18 protein-coding genes, 1 tRNA gene and 1 riboswitch are annotated in these 22,387 nt (G+C 48.0%); of the genes, 16 read left to right on the forward strand and 3 right to left on the reverse strand.

All coding sequences use genetic code 11. The annotated features are described in order from the left end of the window. Positions 1-61: 61 nt before the first annotated feature. Positions 62-164, reverse strand: a riboswitch (SAM riboswitch). Positions 165-277: 113 nt separating this feature from the next. Beyond that, positions 278-353: transfer RNA gene (locus LCH85_13410), tRNA-Ile, on the reverse strand. 169 nt (positions 354-522) lie between these two features. Further along, complete coding sequence (locus tag LCH85_13415; protein MCA0352988.1) at positions 523-2,409, reverse strand: alpha/beta fold hydrolase; 1,887 nt, start codon at positions 2,407-2,409, stop codon at positions 523-525. 136 nt (positions 2,410-2,545) lie between these two features. Between LCH85_13415 and LCH85_13420 the strand changes: the two genes are divergently transcribed. The 3 genes from LCH85_13420 (at position 2,546) to LCH85_13430 (ending at position 6,825) form a co-directional block, all read left to right on the forward strand. Beyond that, on the forward strand, positions 2,546-5,128 hold the full coding sequence (locus tag LCH85_13420; GenBank protein MCA0352989.1) for a tetratricopeptide repeat protein: 2,583 nt from the start codon (positions 2,546-2,548) through the stop codon (positions 5,126-5,128). A 101-nt stretch (positions 5,129-5,229) separates the two neighbouring features. Beyond that, positions 5,230-5,838 (forward strand): TetR/AcrR family transcriptional regulator, encoded by a 609-nt coding sequence (locus LCH85_13425; GenBank protein MCA0352990.1) that lies wholly within the window; start codon positions 5,230-5,232, stop codon positions 5,836-5,838. Positions 5,839-5,853: 15 nt separating this feature from the next. Then, a complete protein-coding gene (locus tag LCH85_13430; protein ID MCA0352991.1) occupies positions 5,854-6,825 on the forward strand; it encodes a quinone oxidoreductase in 972 nt (323 codons plus the stop codon). 55 nt (positions 6,826-6,880) lie between these two features. Here LCH85_13430 and LCH85_13435 read toward each other — a convergent pair whose 3' ends face one another. After that, positions 6,881-7,522 (reverse strand): histidine phosphatase family protein, encoded by a 642-nt coding sequence (locus LCH85_13435; protein ID MCA0352992.1) that lies wholly within the window; start codon positions 7,520-7,522, stop codon positions 6,881-6,883. A gap of 493 nt (positions 7,523-8,015) precedes the next feature. Between LCH85_13435 and LCH85_13440 the strand changes: the two genes are divergently transcribed. The 13 genes from LCH85_13440 to cas6 all read left to right on the forward strand — a co-directional run bounded on the left by LCH85_13440 (position 8,016) and on the right by cas6 (position 22,376). After that, positions 8,016-9,035 carry an extracellular solute-binding protein gene (locus LCH85_13440; protein MCA0352993.1) on the forward strand — a complete coding sequence of 340 codons (1,020 nt, stop codon included), beginning with the start codon at positions 8,016-8,018 and terminating at the stop codon, positions 9,033-9,035. Between the two features lie 84 nt (positions 9,036-9,119). Continuing rightward, the gene (locus LCH85_13445; protein MCA0352994.1) at positions 9,120-9,956 is read left to right on the forward strand and encodes an ABC transporter permease subunit; all 837 of its coding nucleotides are present in this window, start codon (positions 9,120-9,122) and stop codon (positions 9,954-9,956) included. Next, positions 9,953-10,738, forward strand: coding sequence for an ABC transporter permease subunit (locus LCH85_13450; protein ID MCA0352995.1), 786 nt, complete (start codon positions 9,953-9,955; stop codon positions 10,736-10,738). The genes LCH85_13445 and LCH85_13450 overlap by 4 nt, the downstream gene beginning before the upstream one ends. A 9-nt stretch (positions 10,739-10,747) precedes the next feature. Beyond that, on the forward strand, positions 10,748-11,809 hold the full coding sequence (locus tag LCH85_13455) for an ABC transporter ATP-binding protein (GenBank protein MCA0352996.1): 1,062 nt from the start codon (positions 10,748-10,750) through the stop codon (positions 11,807-11,809). 396 nt (positions 11,810-12,205) lie between these two features. Further along, on the forward strand, positions 12,206-14,416 hold the full coding sequence (cas10, locus tag LCH85_13460) for a type III-A CRISPR-associated protein Cas10/Csm1 (GenBank protein MCA0352997.1): 2,211 nt from the start codon (positions 12,206-12,208) through the stop codon (positions 14,414-14,416). 2 nt (positions 14,417-14,418) lie between these two features. Further along, the gene (csm2, locus tag LCH85_13465; GenBank protein ID MCA0352998.1) at positions 14,419-14,853 is read left to right on the forward strand and encodes a type III-A CRISPR-associated protein Csm2; all 435 of its coding nucleotides are present in this window, start codon (positions 14,419-14,421) and stop codon (positions 14,851-14,853) included. A gap of 46 nt (positions 14,854-14,899) precedes the next feature. Beyond that, entirely contained in the window at positions 14,900-15,667 is a 768-nt protein-coding gene (gene csm3, locus LCH85_13470) for a type III-A CRISPR-associated RAMP protein Csm3 (protein MCA0352999.1), read from the forward strand. Between the two features lie 12 nt (positions 15,668-15,679). Further along, positions 15,680-16,705 (forward strand): type III-A CRISPR-associated RAMP protein Csm4, encoded by a 1,026-nt coding sequence (csm4, locus tag LCH85_13475; GenBank protein MCA0353000.1) that lies wholly within the window; start codon positions 15,680-15,682, stop codon positions 16,703-16,705. Continuing rightward, positions 16,702-17,793, forward strand: coding sequence for a type III-A CRISPR-associated RAMP protein Csm5 (gene csm5 / locus LCH85_13480; GenBank protein ID MCA0353001.1), 1,092 nt, complete (start codon positions 16,702-16,704; stop codon positions 17,791-17,793). The genes csm4 and csm5 overlap by 4 nt, the downstream gene beginning before the upstream one ends. A 113-nt stretch (positions 17,794-17,906) precedes the next feature. Beyond that, positions 17,907-18,710 carry a hypothetical protein gene (locus LCH85_13485; GenBank protein ID MCA0353002.1) on the forward strand — a complete coding sequence of 268 codons (804 nt, stop codon included), beginning with the start codon at positions 17,907-17,909 and terminating at the stop codon, positions 18,708-18,710. A 17-nt stretch (positions 18,711-18,727) separates the two neighbouring features. Then, the gene (locus tag LCH85_13490) at positions 18,728-20,170 is read left to right on the forward strand and encodes a hypothetical protein (protein ID MCA0353003.1); all 1,443 of its coding nucleotides are present in this window, start codon (positions 18,728-18,730) and stop codon (positions 20,168-20,170) included. 11 nt (positions 20,171-20,181) lie between these two features. Further along, a complete protein-coding gene (locus LCH85_13495; GenBank protein ID MCA0353004.1) occupies positions 20,182-21,543 on the forward strand; it encodes a hypothetical protein in 1,362 nt (453 codons plus the stop codon). 23 nt (positions 21,544-21,566) lie between these two features. Further along, on the forward strand, positions 21,567-22,376 hold the full coding sequence (gene cas6, locus LCH85_13500) for a CRISPR system precrRNA processing endoribonuclease RAMP protein Cas6 (GenBank protein ID MCA0353005.1): 810 nt from the start codon (positions 21,567-21,569) through the stop codon (positions 22,374-22,376). Positions 22,377-22,387 lie beyond the last annotated feature (11 nt).

Here is a 22,387-nt window from a genome sequence, read left to right on the forward strand (position 1 = left end):
GCAAAACCAAGGTTAAAAAAAACTCCTCGCGCACTGGCGAGGGCTTCAATCATTGAGTTGCCACTCATCTATCAGCGCGATTGCTGCTGGAAGAAGCACCTTTCTCGGCGAGACGGTTGCTGGAGTGTCATCGGGCCAGATCCCTCGACTCCTCGTGATGAGGTATTCAATTATGGGCAGTATAGCAAATCTTAGTTAAAAAGCAAAAAACCACGAATAAAGTAGGGGTGATAGTACGCATGAGGATGTGGTTTGGTGGAGATAGGCGAGTGGTTAATGGTGGGCCATGAGGGATTCGAACCCCCAACCAAGCGGGTATGAGCCGCGTGCTCTAACCGTTGAGCTAATGGCCCTTCTCACCGGAGTGTATAGTACCACACTTTTTAGACAATGGTGCAGTATTTCAAGCACAAATTCAGAGGAACGCAGGGTTTTCGTCCTACGTTCCTCTCGATTGTAATGTGGTGGATTCTAAAGGCTCTAACCATTGAACTCTGAACCCCGAATCCTGAACCCTACTCCCTAGAGATGTTGGCTGAAAAAGTCGGTGATGCGGTTGTAGCAAGTCACTTTGTTGGCATACTTCAGCACATCGTGGCCTTCGTCGCTGAATAACAGATAATCGACATTTTTACCCAAGGCTTGCAATTCGTGCACCACTTCGCTCGATTCACGCTCAATCACCCGTGGATCGTTGGCTCCTTGAGTCACCAACAATGGGCACGCTAAGTTGTGCATATAGGTTTTGGGCGAGCGCTCGACCAAGAAATCATGTTCGGTTACAGGATCGCCAACTTGGGTTGCCATGTAACTCTTCCAAGTTTCAGGCACTCGCGCCGAAAAGGTGTGTAAATCGTAGGGGCCAAACATATCGATGCCTGCTCGCCAAAGCTCAGGGTGACGGCCAAGTAAGGTCAGGGTCATAAAACCGCCATATGAGCGCCCCATAACTCCGGCTCGTTTGGTGTCAATCAACGGGTCATTGACTAAAACCTTGGTCATGGCATGCACATGATCAAGCCGATCTTGGCCGCCCCAATCGTGGGTAACGTGGTTCATATACTTAAAGCCATAGCCACTGCTGCCACGCACATTGGGTACAAATACTGCAAAGCCCTTCAAGGTCAAAAATTGAATCAAGGGCATCGAGAACCAGGCGAAGTCGGGGCGTTCTTGGCCTTGCGGGCCACCATGGATGTAATAAACCAAGGGGCGTGGGCCTTCGTAACCCAAAGCTGGAGCTGGGCGATAGAGTCGCGCCGAAATGCGCAAACCGTCGTGTGAGTTGAATGCAGCATCTTCGCCAGCCGCTAAATGCTCAACTGGAATGCCCAAAACTCGTTCGTTGGTGTGCTGTTGCAGCTCTTGGCTGGGCTTAATTGTGTAGATTTGGGTTGGAGCAATCGCAGTCGAGAACGAAAGCGCAAAGCTATCACTCGCTTCATCATAGTCGATCGACTCTAAAACGCCGTTGTCGAGCGGTGCTTGGCCAACCAAAACCTTGGTGACAAGCATGCGCTTGCCAGCTAAATCAAGCTCAGCTTCGTAGCACCACGAACAGCCATCGATATTGTAGCCAATCAAAAAGCGCTGCTCAGTTAGGTGCAGCAAACGATCGAACTCGCCTTGACCAGTATGCACCAAGCCCTCGATCGTCACAGAATCCAAACTTTGTGAGCCATCAAGGCGCAACAAGGCTAAACTGTAACAATCATCAAAGATGCTGGTGCTCACCAAGGCAACCTGATCATTGACCCATTCAGCAAAGCCCATGCCATTTGGCTCGATCGTGGTTGTACGTTGCTCCATGGGTGTGCCGAAAACCACCGAACGCTCAGTGCTGCCAAGCTGCTGGCGATAAATCACGCTATCACCAATGCCATAGCCATCGACCGTCAAAATTGTTTGTTGATCCGCTGCTGAGGTTGCATAAAATGGGCCATCTGGGCCAGTATAAAGCAGTGTGCTGCTGCCCGTTAGCACATTAATTTGATAGCAACTAAGTTCAGGTCGAACACGTGAAGCAACATTCAAATAGCCGATCCCTGTGCTTGGGTCAAGCTTGGAGAGGTTGGTTTGGGCATCAGCAAATTGGTCGCCAAAAACTGGCTCAGGGAAGCCACCAGTCAAGGGGATGCGCAGCGGTTGGTAGTTTTCATCGCCATCTTTATCGATCATGACCACAATTTGATTGTATTCGGCCAGCACCACAAACGATTTTCCGCCCATATGATGCGGCGTTTGCAAGGCAATATCGGGCGGCAGCAATGGCTCAGGCACACTGCCAGTCAGCAACATTCGATACAAACTCAGGCGGCCATTCAAATCACTAATAAAATAAAGATAATCGCCAGCGCGTTGCGGAACAACAAATTGACGAGCGGCAAGCAAGGCTTCGATGCGTGGCATTCTTCCAACTCCTTGGTAACAGCAATTTCATACTATTGTAGAGCGCATTGCGCTGATCAAGCTTCATTCAAAAGGTGTAGCCACAAGGTGTAGTTGGCTGTGGTAGACTGACAAGTAGGCCTTGAGGGATTGTGTTATGCTCCAACTCATCCAAACTAAATTAGTTGTGCCGCCACCACGCGAACGGGTGGTCAAACGTTCGCGCCTCTATCAGCGGCTTGATGCTGGGCGTAACCAACGCCTAACCTTGATCAGTGCTCCAGCTGGCTTTGGCAAAACGACCTTAGTGAGTGCTTGGTTGCACACTACCAAACAGCAACATTGTGTTTGGCTCACCCTCAATAACCACGATAACGATCCCTTACGCTTTGCCCAATATCTGCAACAAGGCTTTCAGGCTCAACTGCCGCAGTTCAATTGGCAATGGCTGGAGCTACTCGGCCATCAAGTGTTAATCAATGTGGTTACTACTCTGATCAACCAACTCCACGAGCAAGTTGATCAATGGGTATTGGTGCTCGATGATTATCAAATGATCGATCATCCAGTCATTCATGAAGCGCTTACCATGTTGATTGAGCATTGCCCGCCGCAATTGCATATCGTGTTGACGTGTCGTCAACAACCAGCCTTACCTTTGGCCCGCTGGCGAGCACGCAATTGGCTAACCACCGTTGGCGTAGCCGATTTACGTTTTACCGATTATGAGGGCGGTGAGTTTCTGCGCGATGTCATGCACGTTCGGCTAAATCAGCAGATTGAAAGTCAAGTGCTGCATCAAAGTGCTGGTTGGATTGCTGGCCTGCAACTGGCCGCCTTAGCCTTATCCGAAGCGCCTAGCCCTGAGCATGGTTTACGGGCGCTCAATTCGGGTCAAGCGAGCGATATTAGCGTTTATTTGCTCGAAGAAGTTTTTCAGCAACAACCAACATCAATTCAGCAAGCTCTGTTGGCTTTGGCTCCGCTTGATCGCTTTAATCGCTCGTTGGCCGATTTTATGCATCAACAACGGGAACTTGGCTCAAGTCAACTTGATCAGATTATCGAACGCCAGCTGTTTATCGGGGCGCTTGACCAGGAGTGGTGGCAATTACACCCGCTGTTTCGTGATTTTCTGCTGCAACACGCCAATTTGATCGATCCTGAACTACGCAATCGTGTTTTGGCAATCGCCGCCGAATGGTGTCGCGACCAACATTATATTCACGATGCAATGCACTATGCCTTGCAAGCCCAAGCGCATCAGTTAGCGGCGGCAATTCTTACGCCGTGGGTTGGCCAATTTGTGCGCGAAGCGGCCTTTTATACCTTACGGCCATGGCTCGATCAATTGCCAATTAATATCATCTGGAATGAGCCACGTTTGTGCATTGCTCAAATGTGGATTTTGATAACCTTGCGCAATGGCGAGGGCATTCAAGGCTATCTCGAACGGATCAGCCAGTTGGTTGGCAGTAACGAACCAAATCCTTTGGCTGCTGAGGCCTTGGCGTTGGGTGCATTGGCCGCAACCATGACCTCAAAGCTTGAGCAAGCTACCTTATGGGGTGAACAAGCCAAACGCCTGAATACGAGCAACGATCCGACGATTCAAGGGGTGATGACCTTTTGTTTAGCAGTGGTAGCCCATTTTCAGGGTGATGCTCAACAGGCCGAAATGTTCTATCAACAAACTGAAACTTTAGGCCAAACGATTAATAGTCGCTTTTTATCAACGGTTGGTGCGGTAAATCGCGCTGGTTTATTGCACGATGTCGGCCAATTTAGCCGCGCCGAACAGATTTGCTTGAGTTTGATCGAACAAGCGCAAGCCTTGCCAGCACCCCGCCCATTTATGGCTGGCATGTATTGGATGTTGTCACGCATTTATCATCAGCGCCATCAATTGCCCGAAGCCTTGGCGGCGGTCGATCAAAGCCTCAACAACAGCAAAATAATGGATAATCGCCAAATGTGGTGTGTGGCCCAAGCGCAGCGGGTGGCAATTTTGCAATCGCAGAATGATTATCCCCAAGCAGTACACTGCTTACTCCAGCTTGAGGAATATGCGATTGGCCATGATAATGCCAAAATTCGCCTGATTATTCAACAAACCCGCTGCTTGCTGGCGATTGAGCAGCACGATTTAGCCCAAGCCAGCCTATGGTTGGCTTTGATCAACGCCGACCCTGAGGATTTAAATAACCCGATTAATCAATGGTTGGGCGGTTTGCTAGCTTTGCGTCAAGCAGCGCTGGATCAAGCATCCAGCTTATTAAATCAAGCCCTAACTACCGCTGAACGGATTAATTTTGTACCGCTCTTAGTCAGTATCTACGCCACCTTGGCCATGGTTTTGGCTCGCCAAGGCCAACTGCCTAAGGCGCTTGAGCAACTCCAACATGCCTTGACAATTGCCGAGCCAGAGTCAATTATTCAACCGTTGCTCGATTTACAGGCTGGGTTGATTCCATTATTGCAACAATTGCCAAGTAGCCCGTTAGTTTTGCGCTTGCTGCACCACAATCGACTAGAGACTGTTGATTTGGCGATAACCCCCCGTGAACATGAGATTTTGCGTTACTTGGCGGCTGGCTTGGGCAATCGCGCGATCGCTGAAGCCTTGGTGATTGCCGAAAGCACCCTTAAACGCCATATTAGCAATTTGTACCTCAAGCTCGATGTACATAACCGTACTGCCGCAATTGTGAAAGCTCGCGAACAAGGCTTAATCGATTAAATTCCATCAAGCTCAGCATTTTGCCCAAACCCTTCAACTTTGGGGCTTGACAGGCTGCTGTTTCGGTTTATACTTCGATGTATACAGACCTGTGAGGATATATGCAAGCATCACCAATCAAAGGCCATGCCCGAAGCCATATTCTGGCAACGGCTGCAAGCTTATTTTACCGCCAAGGGATTCGAGCTACCGGAATTGACCAAATTATTGCGGAGACTGGAATTACCAAAAAAACCTTCTACTACCATTTTGCCTCGAAGGATGCCTTGATTTTGGCCTATATTGAGCAGCGCGATGCTGAATGGCGCTCATCGTTGCCAGCCAATGTGGCGGCTCGCGCTAATACTCCAGTTGGCCAACTCTTAGCCTTGTTCGATGTATTAGCTGATCGATTTACGGCGGCAGATTTTCGTGGCTGTGCCTTTACCAACACGATTGTCGAAACCGCTGATCGCGAGCATCCAGCGCATACAGCGGCGTTGGCGCATAAAGATTTCTATCGCGGCTACATTAATCAACTTTTGGCTGCGGCTGGAATTACTGATCCACAGTTGGCTTATGGGTTATTGCTCTTAGTTGATGGCGCGTTGGTAACGGCGTTGCGCGAGGGTACACCCACAGCAGCCTTGATGGCCAAACATGCCGCCCGAATTTTGTTGCATGCAGCGGGCTTAAATGTACCGTTGGAAACTGATCCGACGCTTGTTTAACCAAGGATTTAAACGATGAAAGCAATTCAAATTGATCAATTCGGGGCCGCCAATGTCTTAACTTACACCGATGTTGCCATGCCTCAACTCCAACCGGGCGAAGTTCTAGTACGCAATCAAGCAGTTGGGGTTAATTTTGTTGATATCTATCAACGCAGTGGGCGGATTGCGGGCATTGGCTTGCCCACAATTTTGGGTATGGAAGGAGCGGGAGTTATTGCCGAACTTGGCGCTGGCGTTGAGGGTTGGGAAGTTGGCATGCCCGTGGCCTATGTCAACATTCGCGGAGCCTACGCCGAATATATCAGCATTCCTGCTGATCGTTTGATTCGCTTGCCTGAGGGTATCGAGCCAGCCATTGCCACGGCAGTGCTTGAGCAAGGCATCACAGCGCATTATCTTGCCCACGATTCATATCCGATTAAAGCTGGCGATACGGTTTTGGTGCATGCTGGCGCTGGTGGCACAGGGCTATTGCTAACCCAAATGGCCAAACAATTGGGTGCGACCGTGATCACGACGGTTTCAACCGAGGCCAAAGCTGGCTTATCGTATCAAGCAGGGGCAGATCATGTGGTTATATATGCTGATGGAGCGTTTGCTGAAGCAGTTTTAGCCTATACCCAGCAACGTGGCGTAGCAGCTGTTTACGATTCAGTTGGTGCGGCAACCTTTGAACAAAGCCTCAAGGTATTGCAACGTCGTGGAACCTTGGTCCTCTTTGGTGCTTCGAGCGGCCCAGCCCCAGCCTTTGACCCACAACGCTTAATTCAAGGCTCATACATGCTCACGCGGCCTAGCATTGGCCATTTTATCGTCGATTCAGCTGAGCTAGCCTATCGTAGTAATGCAGTTTTCAATGGCATTTTGGATGGATCACTCACCTTACATCACTATACTTGCTATAGTTTGTCCGATGCGCAACAAGCTCATCAAGCTTTGGAGCAACGTCAAACAACAGGTAAATTGCTATTATTGCCAGCTTAAATAACAAAAAGCCCCTCTCCTGCCTAGCGGGAGAGGGGTTGGGGTGAGGGTATTTTTAGAGGGCGGTTTGGTTTTCGCGCACGGTAGCCAATTTGCCAAGGTGGCAAGCTTCGCTCAAGCTCACCAAATAAGGCAAATCTTCGCCATATTCGATCACGCTAATCGAGGCATTGGTAATCCACAAGCGATTGATCCGATCCATATTGATTCCAAGTGCATCGGCAACCAAAATTTTGACAACTACATCGTGGGTTGAAAAAATCACAGTTTCGTTGGGGCGTTCGCTCAAAACCCGTTCTTTAAAGTCAATCACGCGCTTGAGGATGTTCGAGAAGCTTTCGCCATTAGGCATTTGCGAACGAGTTGGGAAATATTGCCATTCGCGTAATTCAGCGCCATATTGAGCTTTAACATCGGGGCTATACAACCCTTGCCAATCGCCATGATGAATTTCAAGCAAAGCTGGATCGTCGATAAATGGTACTTCGGGGTGAAATTCGGCAATTGCGCGAGCAGTGTTGTTGGCTCGTTGCAAGGGGCTAGCGTAAATCACATCAAGCTTTTCGCGCTTGAGGCGTTGGGCTAAGGCTTGGGCTTGTTGTTGGCCCAGTTCGCTCAAGGGCGCATCTTCTTGGCCTTGATAGCGACCGATTTTATTCCACTCACTCTCACCGTGGCGCACCAAAATTAACCGCATAAAGCCTCCAAATGTAAGGATGAAGGATGAGGGTTGAAGGATGAACGATCCTCACCTAGGCGATTCAGCATTCAACAAAATCCTTCATGGTTGCAGGGTTGTGCGTCGTTGCAGTGGGTGAGCAGCATTGCTCTACGGCGTTGTATCATACCAGATCTTGCGAAGTTGGTGGCTAGTGGGTTGAAGCCTGATGTGTTCTTAACCAAAATATTACAATTATGTTATAGTACGATAAATAAGCCCCCGTAGCATCAACCCAGCCCATTTTTTGTGGTTACACTCGTCAATAACCTGACAGATTCTCTTGCATTGTGGTCTAGCTTGCTAGGAGATTTAAACCATGGCTCAATCGAAGCTTGGCGCTTTTCGGCTACGTGCTGCTAAATTAGCGGCCTTATTTCTCGTTGTTTCGTTGATGATTAGTGCGTGTGGCTCAGCCGCTAGCGAAAGTACCACCGCCCCAACCGCTGGCTCAGGTGGCACATCATCAACGATGGATGCTTTGATTGCTGCTGCCAAAGCCGAAGGCGAATTAACTGTGATCGCCTTGCCCCACAATTGGCTCAACTACGGCGAAATGATCGAAAACTTCTCGAAAAAATATGGCATCAAGATCAACGAACTGAATCCTGATGCTGGTTCGGGCGATGAAATCGAAGCAATCAAGGCCAATAAAGATAACAAAGGCCCACAAGCCCCCGATGTGATCGACGTTGGCTTTGCGTTTGGCCCTTCATCAAAGCAAGAAAATCTCTTGCAGCCCTATAAAGTTTCAACCTGGGATACGATTCCTAACGAGTTGAAAGATCCAGAAGGCTATTGGTTTGGCGATTACTACGGTGTGTTGGCATTTGCCGTCAACAAAGATGTCGTCAAAAATGTGCCCCAAGATTGGGCCGACCTCTTGAAGCCCGAATACAAAGGCCAAGTCGCCTTGGCAGGCGATCCACGGGTCTCGAACTTGGCGATTCAGTCAGTCTATGCCGCAGCGCTTGCTAATGGCGGCAGCTTGGATAACGTCCAACCTGGATTGGATTTCTTCAGCAAATTGAACCAAGCTGGTAACTTTGTGCCAGTTATTGCTAAACAAGGCACCTTGGCTCAAGGCGAAACCCCAATCATGATCACGTGGGACTATTTGGCAATCAGCGCTCGCGATGAGTTGGGTGGCAACCCTGAAATCGAAGTGGTTGTGCCAAAATCAGGCGTACTTGGTGGCGTGTATGTCCAAGCGATCAGCGCTTATGCTCCGCACCCAAATGCCGCCAAATTGTGGATGGAATACCTCTACTCCGACGAAGGCCAATTGACTTGGCTCAAAGGTGGCGGCCACCCAGTGCGCTACAACGATTTGGTTGCTCGCAATGTAATTCCAGCCGAAATTGCTGAAAAATTGCCACCAGCCGAACTCTATGCCAATGCTGTATTCCCAACGTTGGCACAGCTTGAAGCCGCCAAAAAAGTTATCGTCGATGGTTGGGACACCACGGTCAACGTCGATGTCAAGGAATAATTAAGGAAGGATCGCCGCTCTGTGGCAGAACAAGCTTCAGAACGTGGTCGGGGTGCGCAATGGCAGCACCTCGACCTTCGTCGCATTAATTGGAGTTGGCTGGGCACGGTGCCATTTTTCCTCTTTGCTTGTGCCTTTTTGGTGCTTCCGTCGGCCTCGCTAGTAATTGGTAGCTTTCAGGATAACGCGGGCAACTTTACCCTGCAAAATATCACCGATCTCGGCCAGCCAAGCATTGTCAATGCCTATCTGCTCAGCGTGCAGGTGAGCGGCGTTACGGCTTTGCTTGGCACGTTGGTTGGCGGTTTGTTGGCTTGGGCCATGGTGCTGGGTCGTTTGCCGCGCTTTGTGCGAGCTTTTTTGATTCCCTTCTCTGGTGTGGCCTCGAACTTTGCTGGTGTGCCCTTGGCTTTTGCCTTTATTGCTACCTTGGGTCGGGTGGGCTTTGTCACCGTTTTGCTCAAAAATTTGGGCTTTGATTTGTATGACAAAGGCTTTAATCTCTATAGCTTTTGGGGCTTGAGCGCGACCTATCTCTATTTTCAAATTCCCTTGGTAGTGTTGATTTTAACTCCCGCTTTTGAGGCACTTCGCCCGCAATGGCGTGAGGCGGCTGAAAGTTTAGGTGCTTCGGGCGGCTACTACTGGCGAAGCGTCGCCTTGCCAATTTTAACTCCGGCCCTGTTGAGTACCGTCGTTTTGCTCTTTGGCAATGCCTTTGGCGCGTATGCCACGGCCTATGCCTTAACTGGCGGCTCATTGAATATTGTGCCGATTATGATTGGAGCACAAATTCAGGGCGATATTTTACATAATCCTAATTTGGGCTATGCCTTGGCATTTGGCATGATGGTGATTATGACCTTGGTTTTGGCGCTCTATAGCTGGCTTCAGCGCCGATCGGCACGGTGGTTGCAATGAAAAAACGTTCGTCATTGGTTGCGTGGCTGTTTATCATCGTTGGCACAAGCTATTTCTTGTTGCCGCTGATTGCCACGTTTCTGTTTTCGCTGCGAGCCAAAAAAGATACTTTAGGCTTTACTGCCTATCAACGGGTTTTTGCTGATAGTAGTTTTTATGAAACGTTCCTATTTTCAGCATTAATGGCTTTGTTGACAATTATCGCCAGCCTGCTTTTGCTGGTTCCCACGGTGTACTGGGCCTATTTGCGACATCCCCGTTTACACCGCTTGATCGAGTTGGTCTCGCTGATGCCATTTGTGATTCCACCAATTGTGTTGGTGTTTGGTTTGATCAAATCGTATAGCCGCCCGCCAGTGATTTTGGTGCAAAGTCGCGGCTTGCTGATCGCCGGTTATATGGTGCTAACGCTGCCCTATATGTACCGAGCGATTGATGCTGGCCTACGGGCGACCAACGTCAAAACTCTGACCGAAGCTGCCCAAAGCCTTGGCGCTGGCTGGCCGCGAATTATTTGGCAAGTGATTGTGCCGAATGTACGGGGTGCCTTGGTGAATGGCGCATTTTTGACCTTTGCTACGGTGCTGGGCGAATTGACCTTAGCCCAATATTTGGCTTGGCCTGCCTTCGGTCCATACCTTGCCCGCATCAGTCAAAATAAAGCCTACGAACCAGCAGCGCTTACAATCATTAGTTTTGCCCTAACTTGGGTGATTTTTGGGATTGTGCTGTTGGTCAATAGCAAAGATCAGCAACAGACTCAATTTGGTGGAACACACTAAGGAACTGCCATGGCTTTTATCGAATTACACAATTTAACCAAGCAATTTGGCCCAACGACGGTGGTTTCGCCGCTCAATTTGGTGGTCGAGCGTGGCGAATTTTTGTCGGTGCTCGGTCCCAGCGGTTGTGGCAAAACCACAACGTTACGCATGATCGCAGGCTTCGAGGCTCCCAGCGGTGGTTCAATCAAAATCGACGGCAACGATATTACCCAAACGCCGCCTAGCAAACGCAATATTGGGATTGTGTTTCAATCGTATGCGTTGTTTCCGAATATGAGCGTAGCCCAGAATATCGGCTATGGTTTGCGTATCGCCAAACTCAGCAAGCAAGCGATTGAGCAGCGGGTCAACGAGATGCTGGCGATTATCCATATGCAAGAATTTGTCAATCGCTATCCGCATCAGCTTTCTGGTGGCCAACAACAGCGGGTTGCGCTGGCACGGGCCTTGGCAATTCGCCCACAAGTGCTGCTGCTCGATGAGCCACTTTCAGCGCTTGATGCCAAGATTCGGGTTTCGTTGCGCCAAGATATTCGGGCCATTCAGCGCGAATTAGGCATTACAGCGATTTACGTTACCCACGATCAAGAAGAGGCACTTTCGCTTTCGGATCGGGTGCTGATTATGCAAAAGGGCGAAGTTGAGCAACTTGGCACGCCTGCCGAAATTTACAACAACCCCAAAACCAGCTTTGTGGCCCATTTTGTCGGCACACTCAACACGCTAGAAGCCTCGCTCCACGACCCCAAGCAAGGCATTTTACATTTTGGCAAACAACAATTTAGCGTCAGCGATAGCTTTGATCCATCGCTACAAGGCAGTAAAGTGCGGGTTGCCTTGCGGCCTGAACGCTTGAGCCTCGACGGCGCTGCCGCCCAAAATCAACTACACGGTGTGGTCAAAGAGCAAATGCTATTGGGGCCAATTGTGCGTTTTCACGTTGAAATCGAGCAACAATTGCTGTTTGTCGATGTCTTCAACGATAATCACGTCAGCAACTTGCCCAATCGCGGCGAGGCGGTGGTGGTCAATTTTGCGCCCCACGATTGTTTGGTACTTGAAAGCTAAAACTTCAAACGGCCCATTGGGGCCGCTTGAAGGAGAGAAGAGTGTGTGTGAGGAGGAAGGATTTGTTTCGAGTATCGCAAGTATAGCTTACGATCAACCTAACAAACAATCCACCTCATACTCCTATCCTCAATTACCCACATGGCCTATGCAACCAAATGCCGATTTATGCCCCACAATAAAAAACAGTCATCAACCTCAAGGTTTAATTTTGTAAATAGATAGATATCTACAAATGCTACTTAAATGCGCCAAAACGGAAAATTTTAGCCGCAATTGGATCAATTAAATAGGGTAATTGGCATAAATCGAACAGATATTCGTTTATGCAGCGCACAAATATGCGCAACCCATCAGCTAAAGTAAGCCATCGTTAGCGTGCTACAAGGAGGTTGTATGAGTGATCCCCCAGTCATACGGGCATTGAAGAGTATGACAAACTCGGTCAAGGCTTGGGATACTACGCCACTGCATTCGATCTTCAATCAAATTGCTCCATCAGCCGAGCCGAACGGCCAAACTTCAACGCCCTATTTTCTCCAAGCGCAACGTTTTAGCCTCACCGAATCTGCGCTTTTTCCAATCACTGAACGTCCGCCAGTTTCAGCCGATTTACAAACTCAATTCATTCAAGCGATTGAGCAATGCAATGCCGAGCCAAGCATTCGTTTGGCGCAGATGCTGAGCCTGTTTCACGATTATGCTTGGGCCGTTAGCTATCAGCCAACTGCTGGCGAAGTAGCCGATCCGGTCGTGTCGCTCTACGATTATGCTCGCACCAAAGCCGCATTAGCCGCCGCTGGCGAGCAAGCCATGTTAGTTGGTGGCGATCTTTCGGGCGTGCAGGATTTTATCTACACCATCGCGGCCAATCGTGCGGCCAAAAGCCTGCGCGGTCGCTCATTCTATTTGCAAATGCTGACCGATGCTTTGGCTGGTTGGGTGTTGCAGCAAGCAGGCATGCCTAGCACCAATTTGCTCTATAGCGGTGGTGGGCGTTTTTATGTGATTGTGCCAGCCGCTTGTTACGAACAATTGGCACAGTGGCGACGGGCGCTTGGTCAATTTTTGCTGAATGTCCACGATGGCGAGTTGTATATCGCCTTGGGTGGCGCGACCATCGCCGATGCCGAGCACAATTTTGAGGCCTTGTTTCGCGCCGTCAACGACCAAGTAACCGCTGATAAACGTCGCCGTTTTGCAACCCTCGATAGCCAAGAGCTGCGAGCCAAATTGTTCACGCCACGCGGCCATCGCGGCAACGAGGATGATCGTTGCGCAACCTGTGGCTATATGGGCTCAACCCAGCTATTTCTCAAAGAGCAGGTTGAACAAGGTGAGCAACCGAGCAAAATCTGCCGGCTTTGCGAAAGCACAATTAAGCTGGGATTCAGCTTGCACGATGCCCAATTTCTCTGCATCAGCCAGCCGCAGCCCAATCTCGCTGCCGTCAAAGGCCGCACAAACGCCAAGGATATTTTGGCGGGCTTGGGTTTGCAGGCAGAAATTTGTTTCGATCAGCAGGAATTGCTCACTTATCTCAACCGAAATTCAGCACAATCAATCCATGTGCAGATTATTCGGCCCTTTGCGGGCGATCTGGCCATGCTGAGCCAACTCCGCGCCGATTATCGCCAGCATGTCTTTAGCATGCGCCCAATTGTTAATGTGACACCTAAAGCTCCTAACGGCGAGGTCAAATCGTTTGATCAGCTGGCCAAAGCGAGTCGGGGTATCAAGCGTTTTGGGGTACTACGCATGGATGTTGATGATCTTGGCGATATTTTTGGCTATAGCCTTGCCAAAGCCTCGTTGGCCCGGATTTCTAGCCTAAGCGCCGCCTTTTCACGCTTTTTCGAGGGCTGGGTTGGCGAAATTTGTCGCGACCAGAATATTGCCACCGCAATCTACCAGCCAGAGCAAGCGAGCAATCAAGCAACCAGCCATGAACAAATTTACAGCGTCTATTCAGGCGGCGACGATTTGTTTTTAGTTGGCAGTTGGGATGTGCTGGCCCATATCGCCAATCGGATTCAGCACGATCTTCAACGCTATACGGGCTATAACCGATTAATCCATGTTTCGGCGGGATTGACCTTGCACACCGAGAAATTCCCCTTATATCAAGCGGCCAAACTAGCCCATCATGCGCTTGATCAGGCCAAAGATGCTGTGCCACGCCAAGCAATTCGCAAAAACGCCTTGGATTTCCTCGATCAAACGATTGCCTGGGAAGCCTACCCCGCCTTGCTCAACTGGCATCAACGCTTATGGCGGCTCTATCAAGGCGAGCATGGCATGGTGCGTTCGCTGTTGCAAGTGCTGATGGAGTTGTATAGCCAATATCATGAGCATAGCCAGCAACGCCAAAAATCAGGCAAAGGCCACACCGCCTATGGCCCATGGATTTGGCGTGGCAAATATCAACTAGCCCGCATTCGCCAACGCCATCATACCAATCAATCACTCCAAACCCTACTCGATGATATCGACGAGCTTTTGTTTAAGGGCTTTGATGATCCGCATCGGATCAGTTTACGCACAATCGAGCAGCTTGGCTTAGCCGCTCGTTGGACACAGTTATTAATTCGTGAGCAAGGAGATTAATCATGCCTGAGATTACCGAACAAGAACGTGAAGCAATTATTGCTGGCGATGATGTTGAAAAATTGGTTGAAGCCGCCCAAAAAATTGGTGAGAAGTTGGCGCGAAATCGCTTAACTACCAGCCAAATTCGCGGCATTTTCGGCACAGTCCGCCGCATCGAGATGGATTGGGTGATGCCCAGTTTGCAACAACAACGGGCTGAGGCAGTGCGGCGTGCTCAACGCGAATTTGCCTTGCTGCAACCACGCTTGGCCTACCAAGCCAAACGTGAGCGTGGCGGCGCGGTTCAAGCACTCAGCGATGAATTAACGCCAGCGATCAAGTTGGTACTGAAAGCAAAAGCTGATAAGCCAGATATCTTCTACCAGCGCTTTCGCAACTTTGTCGATTTCTTTGAGGCAATTCTGGCCTATCATCGATCATTTGGCGGCCAATAGTTCTCATCAGCGAAGCTCGATTTTTTGCAAATAAGGAAGAAAAATTATGTCAGATCAAACACCCAAAATCAAAATTGTTGGCCGAATTTTCGTCAATTTTGAAATTCATGCCTTAACTGGCTTACATATTGGTGGCGCAGCTGGCACATTGGCGATTGGCAACGTCGATAATCCGGTCATTCGTAATCCCTTCAACAGCGAACCTTACGTGCCAGGCTCATCGTTGCGCGGCAAAATGCGCTCGCAATTAGAAAAATTATATGGTTTGGCCCAAAATACTTCGATTGGCCGCGATGTTTCAATTCACTCGGCCAAAACTCAGGCTGAGTATGATAACAGCCCAGTGCTGCACATTTTTGGAATTCCTGCTAGTGATTTTCTGACCGAGCCAACCCGCTTGATTGTGCGCGATGCTGCCTTGAGTGAACAAACTCGTAACGCCTTCCGTGATGCCCGCACCGACTTGCCCTACACCGAAGTCAAATGGGAAGCCGCGATCGATCGGGTAACCTCAGCCGCCACACCGCGTCAACAAGAACGGGTTCCAGCGGGAGCAATTTTCGATGGCGCGTTGACCTTCACGCTCTACAACGATCAAGATACTAAGCTATTCAATACGGTTATTCGTGGGCTTGAGTTGGTCGAAGAAGATTATTTAGGCGGCCAAGGTGCGCGTGGTAGTGGCCAAGTTGCCTTCAAAAATATCATGATTCGCTTTCAGCATCACGAGCAGCCTGTGCTTGAAAAAGGCGAAATTGGTTCGTTGGCCGAGCTACGGGCTTTGTGGGCGGCTCAAGGCTACGCTGCCAAATAAGAGGAGAGCAGCATGGAATTTAATCTGATTCGGCTCAAGCCACAAGCTGCGTTTCACTTTGGCATGCAAGGCATCGATATGGAAGTGGTCAGCGAAACTTGCCCATCCGATACGCTGTATGCAGCTTTATTTTGGCAGGCATTGCAACAAGGCCAGCGTTGGGCCAACGAGCCAAGCCATCCGCCATTCACAATCTCGTCGTGTTTTCCCTATGTTGATGGAATTCAACTATTGCCTGTGCCAATGCTACCACCCTTGCCCAGCGATCAGCAAAACCCGGGCGAGCGCAAGCAATTCAAAAAAGTGCGGTTTGTTTCCAGCGAGATTTTTATTAATCTGCTGGCCGGAACCCACTCGCTGAGCCATTATTTTCAGCCAACCAACGGCGTTGCTTTGCAAAATGGCAGTGTCTTGGTCAGCCAAGCTGAATTTAGCGCCAACAAATGGGCTGTAGCCGATCCGCTTTGGAAAATCGAGTCGATTCCGCATGTGGCAGTTGATCGCTGGAGCAATGCTTCGGCCTATTACGAAACGGGCCAAGTACGCTTTGCCGAGGGCTGTGGCTTAGCAATCTTGGCGCTTGGTGATATCAAACAACTCATGTCGCTCTTGGTACAAGTTGGCATCGATGGCTTAGGCGGGCGGCGCAGCAAGGGGGTTGGGATGTTTGAGCCAGAGCTACAAACCACTAGCCTTAATTTACCAGCCGCTACCAGCGATTCGGTAATTGTGCTCTCGCGCTATTTGCCGAGCGCAGCCGAGCTTGCGGCAGGGGTGCTCGATCTACCAGCAGCCTATAGTTTAGAGGATGTGACTGGCTGGATGTATTCGCCCGCTGCCAAAGCCCAACGCCGCAAAGCCATTTGGATGATTGGGGTTGGCTCGCGCTTGAATCGCGCAGGCTTAGCCCATTCGATCGTTGGCTCAAGCGTCGATGTGGCCCCAACCTACGACACCCCCAACGCTGGCGTGAATCACCCCGTTTGGCGGCATGGGCTAGCGCTCACGGTCGGTTGTAGCGTAGGAGATTCGCAATGACCAATTATGGATTAACGATTGAAACGCTCTCGCCAGTGCATATCGGCGCTGGCGGGCCAGATTTGCGCCGCAACATCGATTTTGCGATCTTCAACAATATTCTTTATCTGCTCAATGTCGATGCGGTGCTTGAACAGATTTTGCCTGAAAACCCCAACGATCGGCTATATCAGCAAATTTTGAATACGCCCGATTTAGGCAGCTTCTTAACAGCAGACCTGCTGAACAAGCAGCCTGAATTGTATTACTACAAACTTGAGGGCGTTTCTAAGCTAGAAACTATGCGGCCTGTGATCAAACAATGGACGCATGCGCCCTACATTCCAGGCAGTAGCCTTAAAGGTGCTTTGCGCAGCGCATGGGTCCGTCAACACTATCAGCAGCGCAACCTAAGCCTCGATATGCAGCAATTAAGCGATCGGCGCGAATGGGCTTTTCAGGCTCAGGAAGCACGTTTGCTTAGCCCTAAAGCATCACGCCCAAGCCAAAATCCCAACTATGACCTGTTTCGGGCAATTCAGGTCAGCGATAGCCAGCCCGCGCCTGATGATGCGCTCCGGCTCTACAACGCTGTAGTGTTCCCAGCCGCTAATCAAGGGATTCCGCTTGATTTGGAGGCGATTAAGCCGCGTGTAGCTTTGCAAGCTCGGATCAAATTCGATGATTACATCTTGGATAAGCAGGCCAAACAATTCGGGGTACAGGAGCAAGGATTTAGCGTCGAGGCATTAAAACAGGCTTGGCGCGAACAAGGGCTAGCGCGGATTCAGCAAGAATTAACGTTCTGGACTGGCCGCCGTGAGGGCGAGCATCTCCAGCAATTCTTTAGCAACCTTGCCCAACAGGCCAATGCTGCTCCCGATAACTGCTTCTACATCGACATTGGCTGGGGCACTGGCTGGAAGAGCAAAACCCTTGGCGATATTATCAAAACGCCGCAACTTGCTCAGTTGATGCGCCGCTATCGGCTGAGTCGCAAGGAGTATCGTGAAGGCGATCGCTTTCCGAAAACCCGCCGCGCCGCTCGCGATAGCAAAGGTGCGTTGCGCGTCCCATTTGGTTGGGTAAGAATAACTATGCAATCATAAATTTTTGAACTAGAACAAGATTTATCCTAATTAATCTCTTTACATTTATCTCAATCATATCAAGTTTAAGAAAATTAAAGATTTGATATGATTGAGATAAAGAAAGGTATATAATGAGCGATTTCTTGGATTATGTTTTTTCTATAAATCTCTTAGAAGCAACTCAAAGAAATATAAGAACCCTTCGGTTAAAGGCAGCAAAATACGGAATAGATATTCCATTGCATATAGATAATGAAATAAATATAGAAATAGAAAAATTTTATTCAATAAAATCTGATGTTACTGCTAGAGAGTCAGAGATATTATTACTATTCAATAACTATATAAATAGCATCAGTGATCAAAAACCAATCTATACATTTAGATTTACCCAAAACAATCTGTCGATTGAGATGGATAATTTACTAAACGATATAAAAGCAAATAGGAATAACTATATTCATATAAATAATAGTAATTTTGAATCATATTTCACGGAATTATTACATTATATATTAATTGCAGTAAAACAAATAGATATGATACCTATATACATAGATTTCTCTAGTAAAAGAATTAAGGACATTAATAGATTTATACGAGAAAATATCCATAATTTATTAGGAGTACGAAGAAAAGATGTTTTTTATATTCTAGAACGAAGATGTAATGATTATGATATTGATTTTATACCAAAAATTTATTTTATTTTTTGTAATATAGATGAAATACAAAAAATTAAAAAAGATAATTCCATTAATAAAATCAAAAACTTTCTTAGCACTTTATATAGGCCATGTGTATTTATATATAAAGATGAGATTAAATATAAGTCGGTATTCAACTTTCAGAAAATATATAATATCAAGGATGTTATTCAAGAATTTATTGAACAAGAAGAAAGTATTGTTGTTGAACGGGATGATAATTTTTAATATATAAGGAGCTTAATATGCAACGAATTGCATTTTGTAATGTTGGTAATAGCGATGTCGCAGTCCAAGGGGCGATTATTCGGCCATCGCGACCAGCTGGCGAACACCATTGGCAAACCTATAACGAACATCAATTTAGCGCACCAATTATCGATGCCTTTGCTCGTTATTTTCAGTATCGTCAGCTTGTGATTGATCGATTAATCATGTTCGACACCGATCAAGCCGATACACCTGCCAGTAGCGTGAAAGATCGCAATGGCGTGAGTTTGCGCGATAAAGACACGCTTTGGTTTGGCATGATTTTGGAGCGCTATATTCAAGAACATTGGAGCCATGTGATTCGCATGGTCGAGCGCCGCACAATTTACGATGTTAACCCAAGTTTATACGATGATGCGATGCAAGCATTTGGCCAACAATTAGCGAATATCAAGCATCAACCTGAAACTGAATATTATATTTTAGCGGCTGGCGGAACCCAAGCGTTCAATAATGCGCTCCAATTCAAGGCCATTGCCCGTTTTCGCGAAGCCTGCTTTGTGCTCTATAAATCTGAGCACGATCAATGGCCTTATTCGCTGAATATTCGTAAACAATTGCTCAATTCATTTAATATTTCAACGGCGATTCAATTGATTCAGCAGCATAATTTTCTTGGGGCAATTACCTTGCTCGAAGGCTCAGTTGATGCAGGGATTATCGGATTGTTGCGCTATGCTAAGTATCGTGAAGATTTCGATTTTGATTCAGCTCAGCAAATTTTAGCTCAAATTCAATTTGATGTTGATGGTTCGTTGCGTGATCTAGTTCGTTCAATTCAACATACTGCGTATCAGATCGATCAAGCTGACTTGAAATTTCTCTTGGTTGAACTTTATTATAATGCCCAAATTGCCTATACCAATGGCCGCTATGCCGATTTCTTGGGGCGTATGTTTCGCTTCCAAGAAACAGTCTTGCGCTATTTGGTTGAAACAACCTTCAATATTTCAACTGATTATAGTAAAGCGCACAAAGCTGAGAATCTTGCCAAATTCGATCAATTGTTGGCCGATGATCCAGCACTCCACGCATATCTTGAGCAAGCAACGCTGGGTGATCAAAAGCTCGATTATCAACATTTTTCAGTGCCAGTTTTGATCGCCATGCTTAATTTTGCCAGCGAAAAAGCTGGGCAACGCTACCTCAACAAACAACAAGCAGGCCTGTACATCGGCATCCTCAAAAATCTCTATAAAATTACCAATTTAGCTCAAATGCGCAACCAGAGCATCATTGCCCATGGCTTTCAAGGCGTTTCCAAGGAAAAAATTAACGAGGCAATGCAACTCAAACCTGAGCAAACCCCCTTGGATTTGTTACACGATACGTTGAGCAAAATGCAGATCGATATCCATGAATCGCCGTTTCAGCAGATTCAAACGATATTAACTCAAAAATTGTATAGCTTGATCTAGGAGTGAATAGTATGACCAGATTATTGATTTGTAATATTGGCAATCGCGATGTTTTATTGCCAATGGAATTGCTGCCAGTAGAATTACACAAAGCCAGCCATCGCGATAAAATTAAGTATATTCGCACCAATAAAACCAAGATTGGCTCTAACCTTCAAATTACGATGATCAAAAAAGTTATTGATTATCTTGAGGCTGATTCGATCGATTGGATTCTTTTATTTGGAACCCAACAATCTAATCCAAACTATCAGCCGACCGATACCTTTGAAGCCGCCGAACTCGTGCGTGAATTATTGATCGAACGTTGGAATTTTCGGCCTGAACACGTTTTGGCGCATGTTGTGCCAGTTAATCCAACTCGCCAAAACGAGCTTATTCGATTTTATGAGGCCCAATTAACCAAGTATGATAGCCAAATTAAGCCAAGCCAGGTTTTTTTGGAGGTAACTGGCGGCACTCCAGCTATGTCGAATGCACTGCAATTAGCTGGCACTGAAATGTTTCAGGCCCGCGCGATTGCCTTGTATGTTACGCCTGATAGTATGCTTCCAGAACGCTTATCGATTGGGCGGCGGATTCTGGGCGGCCCTTTGCGCAAGCTGATTCAGGCCAATCTGACCACGTTTCAATATCATGCAGCGCTGGAGAGTTGGCATTTGTATCGGCCTTATTTTACCGATTTGCAAAGCGAAAGTAGTGCCAAAGTGATTGAGGGGATGTTGGCGCATGCGGCTGCGCGAGTCAATCTCGATGTGCCTCAGGCAATTTTGGCAATTCGCGATTTGGTTGGTTTGGCCGATGGGTTGTATGATGTGATGATTCACGAATTGTACAATGCGCTAACCCCGCTATCGCATGAAAATGCCTTAGCCGAGGTTTTAGCGCTGGCCGAAATTCGCTTGCAAAGCAATAATTATGCCGATTTTCTGACCCAATTAGTACGTTATGTCGAAAATAGTTTACGCTTGGTTTGCCTAAATTTAAATATTCCATTCATTAATTGGCAGGGCCAAGCAGACCCGCATGGAGCCAAAGTTGATGCTGGTTGGCTGCGTCAACAGCGCATTGAAAAAATTACTGTAGGTCAGTCGGGTTTACAACGCTTGCTGAGTATGTATGCACCGAACGATCCACAAGTTCAGTTAGTTTTGAAATTCGCCAAAACTTGCCAGCCATTAATTGAATTACGTAACGAAATTACCCATAGTTTGGGTGGTGTTTCGCAAATGCAAATTGAACAAGCATTTGGCGATTCAGCAAGTGGAATATTGAGCTACATTCACCATAATTATCAACAACTAACCCAGCGATCGCTAAATCAAAATCCATATCACGCGATCAACCAATGGATTAATCAATTATTGCAATAATCGTTAGGATGAGGGATTTTCAGATGCCAATGGCGTTAATGCTCCAAATTCGACCGCTTAGCAATGCAACGGTTCAGCCTAGTTTGGCTCGGGCAGCGCATGCAGCAATCTTGAATATCATTCGCGAGGCTAACCCTGATTTAGCCCAACAGGTACACGATGAAGTTGGCGCGAAGCCGCTGACCGTCTCGAATGTGCTGGGCATGCATGCGCAGGGCAACCAGGCTACGGTGCAAACCAGTGAAGATTATGGCTTGCGCATAAGCTTGTTGACCCCAGCTTTAGAGCAGCTGGCTCAAACTTGGCAACCAGAGCAACTGGGATTATTGAATCTTGATGGCAGCTCATGGCGAATTGAAGCTATTTTGCGCCAAGAGCACGAACACCCTTGGGTTGGGCAGCGCAGTTATAGTGAATTGCTGGCTCCCAGCATGGCCCAAGATTCGATTGCCTACCGCTGGACATTCCAATTTCACTCGCCAGTAACTTTTCGTCAACGGGGCTTGAATCAGCCGATGCCAACCCCCGATTTGGTATTTGGCAGTTTGCTGGATAAATGGAATGCAGTTGCACCGCTGACATTCCCCGATGAAGTGAAGCGCTTTGCTAGCGAATGCATGGCGACCAGTTATTTTGAATTACGCTCACAGCGCGAGCCAACCAAAAACCAAGCCATCCAAATTGGTGCGGTTGGCCATTGCACCTACACCGCAACCTCGCGTGATCGCTATTGGTGTTCATGTATTGACACCTTGGCGCGGTTTGCTTTTTGGAGCGGAGTTGGGGCTGGAACGACGCGCGGTTTAGGCCGCGCCCGCTTAGTTGAACGCTAAGGAGTGGGAAT

The organism is Chloroflexota bacterium (assembly GCA_020161265.1).
Lineage (GTDB): Bacteria > Chloroflexota > Chloroflexia > Chloroflexales > Herpetosiphonaceae > Herpetosiphon.